This is a genomic window from Methylobacterium organophilum (assembly GCF_022533465.1).
Lineage (GTDB): Bacteria > Pseudomonadota > Alphaproteobacteria > Rhizobiales > Beijerinckiaceae > Methylobacterium > Methylobacterium organophilum.
The window spans coordinates 25,198-35,592 of sequence record NZ_CP092850.1; the positions used below are offsets into that span (position 1 = coordinate 25,198).

Below are 10,395 nucleotides of genomic sequence, written 5' to 3' on the forward strand. Positions count from 1 at the left end.
CCGCATCGGCTCGAGGCCGCAGTGAAGTCGCCCAGGGCGTCACTCAGGATCCGGTCCGCGAGGGCAGCCGAACCCTGCGAGTCGGCCGTCAGCAGATCCGGCCGGCGATCGCGCAGGCACGCGAGGATCGCCGCGCGCCGCCACACAGCCGGGTCGTGCAGGCCGAGGTGGAGCGCGGCCAGGTCCGACCTGAGCCACCGGAGCAGGCCGGCTCGGACGGCGGCCGGGATGAAGCGCCGCCGCACCGGTCTAGCCCTCGCCGCCGAGGGCGAGGCCGACGATGCGCATCAGGACGAGGCCGCCAGCGACGACGAGGTAGGCGCGCAGCACCACCATCCACACGCGCGCCGGCAGCGACAGCTTGGCGAGCGGGAGCTGATCCAGCGGCGGCATCCGCCAGCGCTCGCGCGGCAAGGTTGCCCGGTCGCCGGCCGCGGGATCGACGGCCAACCCGTCGGCGCACGTGCGCCGACGCAGGAGCGCGAGCGCGCCCGCGGTGACCAGCGCGACGAGGCTGCCGCCGACGAGCACGCCGACGATGACGGTCTCGTTCGTGGCGTCCGGGAACAGGACGGACGCGGTCAGGATCAGCGAGAGCATCACAAGCACGGAGATCACCGCGCCGGTGAACAGGTTCATCGCGCGCCCGTTCACCCACGGCCCGAGCACGGCCCTGTCGTTGCACAGCAGGAGCAGGAACACGCTGGCGCTGGGCAGGAGCACGCCGGCCAGCGTCTGCACGGCGTTGGTGAGCAGGCCGAGCGGCGTGCCGGGCGTCAGCACCAACCCTGCGGCCAGTGCAATCAGTCCGGAGTAGACCAGGAAGAAGCCCTTGGCCTCGCCGGGTTTGCGATGCAGCGAGTGCCGCAGGGCGAGGACGTCGCCGATGGCGTAGGCGGTAGCCAGCGACACGGCGGCCGCACCGATGATGCTGGCGTCGATGAGCGCGAGCGCGAACAGCACCGCCGGCACCGGGCCGACATACCGCTCCAGCCCGGCTGCGACCCCGCCCGCGTCACCGAAATTGCCGAACTCGGGCCTTCCGGCGAAGGTCGCGGCGCAGAAGGCCATCATCGCTACCGCGCCGACGATGACGAGCACGATGCCGAGGCAGAGATCGACCTTCTCGTAGCGCATGAAGCGCGGCGTGATCCGCTTGTCGATGACGTAGCTCTGCTGGAAGAACAGCTGCCAGGGCGCCACCGTGGTGCCGACGATGGCGATGATCAGCAGCATCACCTCCGAGAGCTTGGCGCCCGCGGGGAGCCGCGGCACGAGGAAGTCCCGGGCGATCTGGCCTACCGGCGGGTGCACGATCAGCACCACGGGCACGAGCAGGAGGCTGCCGGCGACGAGCGCCAGCGCGAAGCGTTCGAAGCGGCGGAAGTCGCCGGTGCTCGCGGCCGCGATCACGAGGATTGCAGCTGCGAGCACGCCCCAGAGCTTTGGCACACCGAGATAATCGAGGCCGAGGCTGATGCCGATGAACTCGGTGACGAGCGTCAGGGCGTTGAGGAGGAACAGGTCGATGACGCTGAACGCGCCCCAGAACCCGCCGAACCGCTCTAGGATGAGGCGGGCGTGCCCGACGCCCGTGACCGCGCCGAGGCGCAGCACCATCTCCTGGTTTACGAACAGGACCGGGATCAGCAGCGCCAGCGTCCACAGCAGCGCCGTGCCGTAGTTCTGGCCGGCCTGGGTGTAGGTGCCGAAGGCGCCGGCATCGTTGTCGCCGACCATGACGATGAGCCCGGGACCGAGGATCGCCAGGAGCGTCTTGAGGCGCGCCCCCCAGCCGATCCGGGGTGCGTGATCGCCCTCGGCGATGGTGCCGAGCGCGCCGCGAATGTCGCCGCGATGGGCCTCGTCCAAGACGGCCGTGGCGGGAAGGCTGGACGCGTCGAGCGCCGAGGTGTGAGCGGTCATAGGTGTCGTCCGACGCCGAGGATCAGGTGAAATCGTCGGCGGCGCGAACGCCGCCCGCTTCAGAGCTGCCCTTGGGCAGCTTCTCGGCGATGCCGAAGCGCTCGGCACGCCGGTACATCTCGGCCCAGATCTCGTCCGGGGCGATGCCGCACTCGCGCCAGAGCACGACGAGGTGGTAGAGCAGATCGGCGCTCTCGCGCACGGTGGCGCGAGCGTGCTGGCGCGACGCCTCGAGTGCGACCTCGCCCGCCTCCTCGATCAGCTTCTGCGCCATGCGCTTGGCGCCGGCCGCGAGCAGTCGCGCCGTGCGCGGATTGGTCTGCGGGGAGACCAGATCGAGCGCGGCGTAGAGCCTGGCGATCTCATCGGGCCCTGTCGCGCGGACACCCTCGGGCGCGCCGGGACAGGACGGAGCAAGCCGGCCTCCCGGGTCGGCATCGTCATCCGCCGCCGCAAAGGACGGCACGCCGCGACGCGGCGGCAGGGGATCGCGGACGAGAGAAACCATGCATGATGACTCCGAGCTTGGGTCGCGTGCGACCGGCTGGGCTCGGGCAAGGCATTCCGGTGCGGTTCAGGCCGCTCGCGAGGAGAGGTTGTCGCGCCAGATGACGCCGTGCTCGCGATCCGAGCCGGGGCGGGTGTGGGAGATCCGTCGGTCGCGCGCGCGACTGGGAGGCTCCACAGTGGATGAAGATCGGCCTGTCATGGTGCTTTCACAGCGCGGAGCCGCCGATACCTCAGCGGGTATCGGCGGCTTGTCGGATCAGCGGGGTGCGAGTTGCCAGGCGCAGACGAGACGATCCGCTTCGTCGCGTCGCCAGACGGCGACGACGTGATCGCCCGCCCACTTGGCCGGTGCCAACGTGTCACCGGTGACGGGACGCGTCGATGTGGGAGCGGCCGGGCTGGCGCCGCTGCGCCGCTGAGGGAAGAGCCCGGACCGCAGCGCGTAGGGCAGCGCGGGCGCGAGGGCGTGGACGAAAGCCATGGTCACCTCCTGTTCGTCGGGTGGTTGCGGATGCGACCCGAGAGGAGGTTTGAGCGCCAGCTGACGAAGCTGGCGAGACGAGGTCTTGCCGGCTCAGACCGTCAGATGATGGCGCTCCGCTCCGCGCGGGTCGACCATCCCCCGCCGGCGCGAGCCCGCACCGGACGGTGCGCGGCCTTCACCGATGGAGGATGAGGGTCTAGATCGAGGGTTCATCGGTCCCGAGGCGTTGACATCGGACCCGGCGCACGGCCGGATACCTGACCGGGTATGGTGACGAGGCTGACGGCTGTCAAGCCGGGTTCTTTGGAAAAGTTCTAAAACTGGCAGGTCGGACGAATTCGATGGCGAGACGGGATGACAGTGTCGACGCGGGATCACAGGCTCGGAGTGACACGCACGTACTGCGGGACAAGCGCGGGTTGGTGAACCGGGTGCGGCGCCTGCGCGGTCAGGTCGACGCCATCGAGCGCGCCTTGCAGGGCGAGTCGAGCTGCTCCGATCTTCTGCAGCGCATCACCGCCGCACGGGGTGCGATCAATGGTCTGATGGCCGAGGTTCTGGAGGAACATGTCCGTGAGTATCTGATCCCGCAGGCCAACTTGCCCGAGGAGACGCGCGAGGACGCCGGCGAGGAATTGATCGAGATCATTCATTCGTACTTGACTTAAATGACGTAAGTATTTTGTAATTTGAATAATAACTCCAAGAGGCATCGTTGTTCAAAAAACACTCAATATCAATTAAATAATTTCATGTATCATTGCCTCAGCGAGATGTATTAAGAGAGTTGTCAGGACGCGGTTGCGCTCCTCCGGGGTCTTCCTTACGAGGTTGGCGTCACTGTTCAGATGCTCCCCGCCAAGAGTTTTGGAAGTCGACATCTAACTGAAGTTGACTGTGGTGTAGATAGGCGTCGAAGGATGAAGCCGCGCAAAGCAGATGTAATCCATTATGGAAGCTAAGAAATTTGTACCGAAGGTGGGGCACGATCGTGCCCCACCTTCGGTACAAATTTTAATTTAAGAGCAATGACTTAAAGTGACCTGAGAGAGCGGTCAGCCTTTGAGGCTCTTTCACACATAGACATCGGCAGTGTCGACGAAGTTGCCACCCGCGTCCACGTAGGCGTCGAACACCGCCCGGCTGTCTGCCTCGTTCGAGCCCCAAGGCGCAGTGCCGAAGGTCATCGTGCTCAGCGCGAGGGGGCTCACGGCGAGGTCAGAGCGGCCCAAGGTGCGGTTGTCGGTCAGCTACATTGCTTAAATTTTCGTATTGTTTGATATGAAACCAATCGACCCAACATCCAGGCGCAAGACCGGCCGCCCGCTTTCATTCGACCCAGATGCTGCCCTGCTCCCGGCCATGCTGCTGTTCTGGCGCTACGGCTATGAGGCCACCTCCCTTGCCGAGCTTACGCGGGCGATGGGGGTTACACCGCCGAGCATCTACGTCGCCTACGGCGACAAGAAGGGGCTGTTCCGATCTGCGGTCCGGCGCTAATTGGCGCAGCCGCAGTCGCCCATTGACGTGATCGCGGAGGCACCCACCGCCGAGGCAGCCGCGCGCACGCTGATTAACGGCGCAGCGATGGCGTTCACCCGCACGGACACGCCGGCGGGGTGCCTGCTGGCCAGCTCGGCGATCGCGGTCTCGGCCGAGGCTGAGGATGTCAAAGAGGAATTGGCCGCGATCCGTCGGGAGATCGAAGCCGCGTTGCGCGACAAGATCGCCGCCGGCATCGACGCGGGAGACGTCCCGGGCACGGCGGATCCGACGGCGCTGGCAGCTTTCGTCATAACGGCGATCCAGGGACTGTCCACCCTGGCGCGCGACGGCGGGAGCCGCGCGAAGCTCCAGCAGGTGGCGAAATTGGCCATGCTCGTTTGGCCATCACCACGATCTCACGCTTGAGAGCTCAACGCTCCGTAAGCTGCCCTTATGCGCATGACGACGAACCAGCTTGGCTTGGCCTTCCAGACCTTGATTGTGCCCTGTGTGGGAGGCGCCGTGGGTCTTCCTGGCAGCTGTCTGGTTTCTTTTGGCTTCCTATTCGGTGCCCGATAGGCTTTTGAGAAGGTCATTTCCTTTTGTGGGCGGCCTCGTAGGCTTCAAGCGCTCTTTCCAGCAGCTCGCCAAGCACCAAGCGGTGTTCGTCGGCTAGGCGGGTGAAGCGCTGGGCGGTCTCTTCCGTCACCTTGAGGCTGAGCTGTTTGTTGCGGCCGGTGCGGTAGCGGCGCTGTTCGACCTTGGCCAATGCCGGCTTCGCCTTCTCGCGTGGGGCGGACTCGCGGCTGGGGAAACCTTCCGCTTCGGAGACGGCACGAATTGCCTCGACCGGCGGCTTCGGCTGCTGGGCAGCGCGTGGCGTGGGCTTGAAGTCGTCCAGTCCACCGAGGTCGAGCTTGCCGAGCGGATCGGTGCGTTCAGGCTTGGGCTGGCCGGGCATCACGCAACCTCCTTGGCCTGCTCGCGCTTGTCGCGCAGGCGCTGCACAATCTCCGCGGCGTACTCGGCCGCGTTGTTGATCGCCACGGTCGTGTTGGCGACCCCCTTCCCTGCTAGGCCCTGCAGCGTGCCACCATAGGAGAACATGGCACGGTAGGCCTCACGGTCGCACAAGCGGGTTTTCAGGACCGGGATCGCGCGCTCGTCGAAGCTCTGCAAGATGTGCTTGAGGGTGTGGGGCATGATCGCGGGATTCGTGCGCGTGATCAGCACCGTGTAGGGAATGGCCCTCCCCCCGCGCTTCTCCGTCCGCTTGATGAGCCCGATCTGACGGGCAGCCTGCGAGGCGTCGAACTGCGAGCCTTGGACGGGGATCACAACTAGGTCGGACATCGAGATTGCGTGGCTGACCATGAGGCTCGCCAAGCCCTCCAGATCCACGATCACGAAGGCGGTCATGCTGGCCGCCTCCTCGATCTTGTCCATGATCGTCTCTTCCGTCGCGCCGCCTACGACCTGAAGGGTGGCGGGCAGGCCCGGCAGCTGCGCCCATTCTTGGACGAACTGATTGGGGTCGGCGTCGATGATGGTTACGGTCGCTCCCTGCTCCGCCAGCATGCTGGCGAGGATGCAGGCAGCCGTGGTTTTGCCGGCACCGCCCTTAGGCGATGAGAACGTGATGACAGGCATAGACACCTCGTTAGAAGCTGTCAGGCACCGGGAAGCTGCCGGGCAGCCGTTAGGTGCCGGGAAGCTGTCGGAAAGCCATCCGGTTCCGGGAAGCTTCCAGCTCTGCGGTAAAAGCCACCTTAACCCGGCGACACCCTGTTTATAACCAGAAAGCTGTCAGATAGCCATTCTCTTTCGGAAAGCTGTCTGGATCCTGGCGTATGTCTGACTGAACGGCGCTAGGCGCCCTCCCCGGTATTCGTATGAGGGTATCAGACAGCTGTCAGACAGCTGATTGGTTTCCACTAAATACTAAACCTTGGCCGTTTTGTCCTACAAAGCGAGCGAGTCTTATTCCCCGGCTCAACCGGGCCGAATTTTCGGCCGAGATGGTGCGCGCCACCGCCAAAACCGTCGCGGCGGTCACCGCCTGGCCGCGTGCTCTCGCCTCGCCGGAGGGGCACGCGCGCTACGTTCATCGAATAAGGAGAAGTGCCTACCGGAATATGGGGTGGTTCAGGACGGCAGGAAAAAGGTCATCAGGAGGGCGTCGCGTTGATTGTTCGCTGAGTTACGGTCGAGACGAACGGGTCGTGAACGGTTGCCGCCTCGGAAGAGCTGCGAGGGTGGCGGCTACACCGCTCGTGTGATCCCGGCGAGGGCCATTTCGCGATAGACGGTGGCGCGGCCGAGCCCGACCTGGCGCCCCGCTTCCGTAGGCGATAGCCCGGCTTGGACGAGTTTCAGGGCGGCCACGACCTTGTCCGGATCGACCGGTTGCCGGCCCGGACGCTTGCCTTTGGCACGGGCCGCCGCGATCCCGTCCTTGGTGCGCTCGGCGATCAGCCGCCGCTCGAAGTGGGCGATCGCACCGAAGACGTGGAAGACCAGTTCGCCGGCGGCCGAGCCGGTGTCGATCTTCTCCTCCAGGCTCACGAGCGCAATGCCGCGTTCCTTGAGCAGGTTTACGCTCGACAACAGCTCGGCGAGAGAGCGCCCGAGTCGGTCGAGGCGAACCACCGCCAGGGTGTCGCCGCGACGCGCGTAGGCGAGGAGTTCGGTCAGGCCGGGCCGGTCCATGCTCTTGCCCGACCGCACGTCGGTGAAGACGCAGATGGCGCCCGCCCGCTCGAGCCGCAGCGTCTGCCCCGCGACGTCCTGGTCTCCGGTCGACACCCGTGCGTAACCCAGCACGTCGCCCATGATCTCGTCCCGCAAACGTCCGTTCTCGGGACGCCCGCCGAGCCGATCCGGCGCAGGCTTCGTTCCCGTCCACTTAATGCGTCCCGTTAAGCATCCGTGTCCACAATGATCCCCTGCCTTCTCTGGACGGTGGGAGGATCGGGATGGCACGTCGGAGCCTGCTGACGGATGCCGAGCGCGAGCGGCTGTTCGGCGTGCCGACGGGTCGCGACGAACTTGTCCGGCGCTACACCCTAGACCTAACCGACCTGGCGCTCGTCTCGGGGCATCGAGGCGACGCGAACCGGCTCGGCTTCGCGCTACAGCTCGCGCTCCTGCGCGACCCCGGCTTCGGTCTCTCTGTCGCTACCGGCGCTCCCGAGGCGCTCGTCGTCTTCCTCGCCGAGCAACTCGGGATCGAGCCGAGCGCCTTTGCCGCTTACGCAGCCCGAGTCGCGACCGCGACCGAGCACGCTCGCGAGCTCGAGCGCGCCCTGGGCCTGCGCCCGGCGACGCGGGTGGATCTGCCGCTGATGATCGAGTCCGCCGCGGCTGCGGCGTGGCCGACAGACAAGGGAGGGCCGATCGCTGAAGGAATCATCCACGCGTTGCGCGACGTCCGCATCGTCCTGCCGACACCCGACACGATCGAACGCGCCGGGCTGGCCGGACGCGCTCGTGCGAGGAAGCGCGCCGCCGACGCTTTGCTCGCCGGCCTCTCGCACGAGCAGATCACAAGGCTCGATGCAATGCTGGCCGTGGATCCTGCGACCGGCCGCACGCTGCTTGCCTGGACGAGGGACCTGCCGGTCGCGCCCAAGCCTGACCACGTTCGCGAACTTGTGGACCGGCTGGCGATGGTGCGCGCGGTCGGTCTCGACCCCACCCTCACCAACCGGATCCACCCCGACCGGCTGCGCGCACTCGTGCGGGAGGGACAACTGTCGTCGCCCCACGCGATCGAACGCTACACGCCGCACCGACGCCGCGCCATCCTGGTCGCGGCGCTGCTCGACCTGGAGAGGCGATTGACCGACGCCGTGCTCGGCATGGCCGATCGGCTGATCGGTGCCAGCTTCACACGGGGGAAGAATGCCCGCGAGCGCACCTACACGGCGACCTCGCGTGACGTTGGCCGGCTCATGCGCCTGCTCCACGGCACGATCGAAGCGGTCGAGGCCGCGGTGCGCGACGGCGGCGACGCGCTCAGCGCGATCGACGGGGCGGTCGGGCTGGACCGGCTTATCCACGCTAAGCCTGACGCGGCTGCGATCGCTGACCTCGCGGAGGAGGATCCGCTGGTGCGCGCCGCCGACCGGCATGGCACCCTCAGGAAGTTCGCGCCGCTCCTTCTAGAGGCGATCGACTTCAGGGCGAGCCGGAGCACGGACCCCACGATTGCTGCTCTCGCCACCCTGCGTCAGCTTAACCGCTCCGGAAAACGCGACGTGCCCCGCGACGCGCCGATGCCGTTCAAGAAGGATTGGCGCAGGCTCGTCGCCGGTGCTGACGGCAAGGTCGACCGCAGGCTCTACGAGACTGCGGTGTTCGCCCACCTGCGTAACAAGTGGCGCTCGGGCGACGTCTGGGTGGAGCGCTCGGGCGAGTATCGTCGCTTCGACAGCTATCTCCTTCCTGCGGCCGAAGCTGCGCCCATCGTCACCGATCTCGACTTGCCGGCGAGCGGCGACGCGTGGCTGTCGGAGCGGGGCCGTGAACTCGACTGGCGCCTCCAGCGCTTCGCAGGCCGCCTGACCCGAGGCCAAGTCGAGGGCGTGTCCATGAAGAACGGCCGGCTGTCTATCGCGCCGGTGCGTTCCGCGACCCCGCCGGACGCGGCGGCGCTGGCCGAGCGCATCGACGCACTGATGCCGCGCGTGCGCGTCACCGACCTTCTTCACGAGGTGGCGCGCGAGACCGGCTTCCTCTCCGCCTTCACCAATCTGCGCACGCACCGGCCGGTCGACAACGAGGCCGCACTCCTGGCCGTGATCCTCGCCGACGCCACCAATCTCGGCCTGTCTCGCATGGCCGAGGCGAGCCAGGGCGTGACCCGCGACCAGCTTCTCTGGACCCGCGAAGCCTATATCCGCGATGAGACATACCGGGCCGCGCTCGCGCGCATCATCGACGCGCACCACGCGCTGCCGATCGCCTGTGTGTGGGGGGATGGCACCACCTCGGCGTCCGACGGTCAGTTCTTCCGGTCGGGCAAGCGCGGCGACGCCGCCGGCGAGGTCAACGCCCGCTACGGTGTCGATCCAGGCTTTGCCTTCTACACCCACACCTCTGATCAGCACGATCCCTTCCATGCGACCGTGATCTCGGCCACCGAGCACGAGGCGCCCTTCGTCCTCGACGGGCTTCTCCATCACGGCAGCGGCCTGAGCATCGCCGAGCACTACACCGATACTGGCGGCAGCACCGACCACGTCCACGCCCTGTGCGCGCTGCTGGGTTTCCGCTTTTGCCCCCGCCTGCGCGACTTCCCCGACCGCCGGCTCGCCTCGATCGAGCCCGCCGCACGATACCCGGCGCTGAAGCCCATCATGGGAAAGAGGGTGCGCGTCGAACTCATTCGCGAGCACTGGGGGGACATCATCCGCCTCGTAGCCTCGCTGAAGGCCGGCGTCGTCGCGCCCTCCGCGATGCTGAAGAAGCTTGCCGCCTACGAACGGCAGAACCAGCTCGACCTCGCGCTCGCCGAGATGGGCCGCATCTGCCGTACGTTGTTCATGCTCGACTGGCTCGAGGCGCCCGCGCTGCGCCGACGCTGCCATGCGGGACTGAACAAGTCCGAGCAGCGCCACGTTCTGGCCGGTGCCATCTGCACCTACAAACAGGGACGCATCGCCGACCGCTCGCGCGAGGCGCAGGAGTATCGCGCTTCGGGGCTCAACCTCGTCATCGCCGCCATCGTATATTGGAACTCGACCTACATGGCCGACGCGGTGGCGCACTTGCGTACGACGGTCGAGCCCGCGCCCGACGACCTGCTGAGCCACACCTCGCCCGTCGGGTGGGAGCACATCGCGCTCTCCGGAGACTTCCTCTGGGACCACGTCGCCATGCCGAGGGGCCGGCGGCCGCTCAACCTGCCGCGCCAACGTCGCGTTGCATGACGTTCACGCAGCGTTCTTCCTTGGCGTAACTGGGCGAACAACCAACGCGACGTCCTC

The 10,395-nt window shown here is 66.8% G+C and carries 10 protein-coding genes and 1 pseudogene; 4 read left to right on the forward strand and 7 right to left on the reverse strand.

The window, feature by feature from the left end:
* Window positions 1-249 precede the first annotated feature (249 nt).
* The 3 genes from MMB17_RS25150 to MMB17_RS25160 form a co-directional block, all read right to left on the reverse strand.
* Window positions 250-1,926: an NRAMP family divalent metal transporter gene (locus MMB17_RS25150; RefSeq protein ID WP_043388287.1), complete on the reverse strand. Its 1,677-nt coding sequence runs from the start codon at window positions 1,924-1,926 to the stop codon at window positions 250-252.
* Window positions 1,927-1,948: 22 nt separating this feature from the next.
* Entirely contained in the window at window positions 1,949-2,434 is a 486-nt protein-coding gene (hisE, locus tag MMB17_RS25155; RefSeq protein ID WP_051976331.1) for a phosphoribosyl-ATP diphosphatase, read from the reverse strand.
* A gap of 258 nt (window positions 2,435-2,692) precedes the next feature.
* On the reverse strand, window positions 2,693-2,917 hold the full coding sequence (locus tag MMB17_RS25160) for a hypothetical protein (RefSeq protein ID WP_043388285.1): 225 nt from the start codon (window positions 2,915-2,917) through the stop codon (window positions 2,693-2,695).
* Window positions 2,918-3,261: 344 nt separating this feature from the next.
* Between MMB17_RS25160 and MMB17_RS25165 the strand changes: the two genes are divergently transcribed.
* Window positions 3,262-3,588, forward strand: coding sequence for a metal/formaldehyde-sensitive transcriptional repressor (locus MMB17_RS25165; RefSeq protein ID WP_053622404.1), 327 nt, complete (start codon window positions 3,262-3,264; stop codon window positions 3,586-3,588).
* Between the two features lie 411 nt (window positions 3,589-3,999).
* Here the strand turns inward: MMB17_RS25165 and MMB17_RS25170 are convergent.
* A pseudogene (locus MMB17_RS25170) lies at window positions 4,000-4,170 on the reverse strand (aldo/keto reductase); the annotation flags it as partial.
* Window positions 4,171-4,282: 112 nt separating this feature from the next.
* Between MMB17_RS25170 and MMB17_RS25175 the strand changes: the two are divergent.
* On the forward strand, window positions 4,283-4,420 hold the full coding sequence (locus MMB17_RS25175; RefSeq protein WP_238247138.1) for a TetR/AcrR family transcriptional regulator: 138 nt from the start codon (window positions 4,283-4,285) through the stop codon (window positions 4,418-4,420).
* Window positions 4,421-4,831 carry a TetR family transcriptional regulator C-terminal domain-containing protein gene (locus MMB17_RS25180; protein WP_238247135.1) on the forward strand — a complete coding sequence of 137 codons (411 nt, stop codon included), beginning with the start codon at window positions 4,421-4,423 and terminating at the stop codon, window positions 4,829-4,831.
* Window positions 4,832-4,997: 166 nt separating this feature from the next.
* Here the strand turns inward: MMB17_RS25180 and MMB17_RS25185 are convergent, their stop codons facing one another.
* The 3 genes from MMB17_RS25185 to MMB17_RS25195 form a co-directional block, all read right to left on the reverse strand.
* Entirely contained in the window at window positions 4,998-5,366 is a 369-nt protein-coding gene (locus tag MMB17_RS25185; protein ID WP_051976340.1) for a hypothetical protein, read from the reverse strand.
* Entirely contained in the window at window positions 5,366-6,055 is a 690-nt protein-coding gene (locus MMB17_RS25190; RefSeq protein WP_043388460.1) for a ParA family protein, read from the reverse strand. The genes MMB17_RS25185 and MMB17_RS25190 overlap by 1 nt, the downstream gene beginning before the upstream one ends.
* Window positions 6,056-6,667: 612 nt before the next feature.
* Window positions 6,668-7,237: a recombinase family protein gene (locus tag MMB17_RS25195; RefSeq protein WP_043075164.1), complete on the reverse strand. Its 570-nt coding sequence runs from the start codon at window positions 7,235-7,237 to the stop codon at window positions 6,668-6,670.
* Window positions 7,238-7,380: 143 nt separating this feature from the next.
* On the opposite strand from MMB17_RS25195, the gene MMB17_RS25200 reads away from it, so the two are divergent.
* Window positions 7,381-10,338, forward strand: a complete 2,958-nt coding sequence (locus tag MMB17_RS25200; RefSeq protein WP_053622085.1) for a Tn3 family transposase — start codon at window positions 7,381-7,383, stop codon at window positions 10,336-10,338.
* Window positions 10,339-10,395 lie beyond the last annotated feature (57 nt).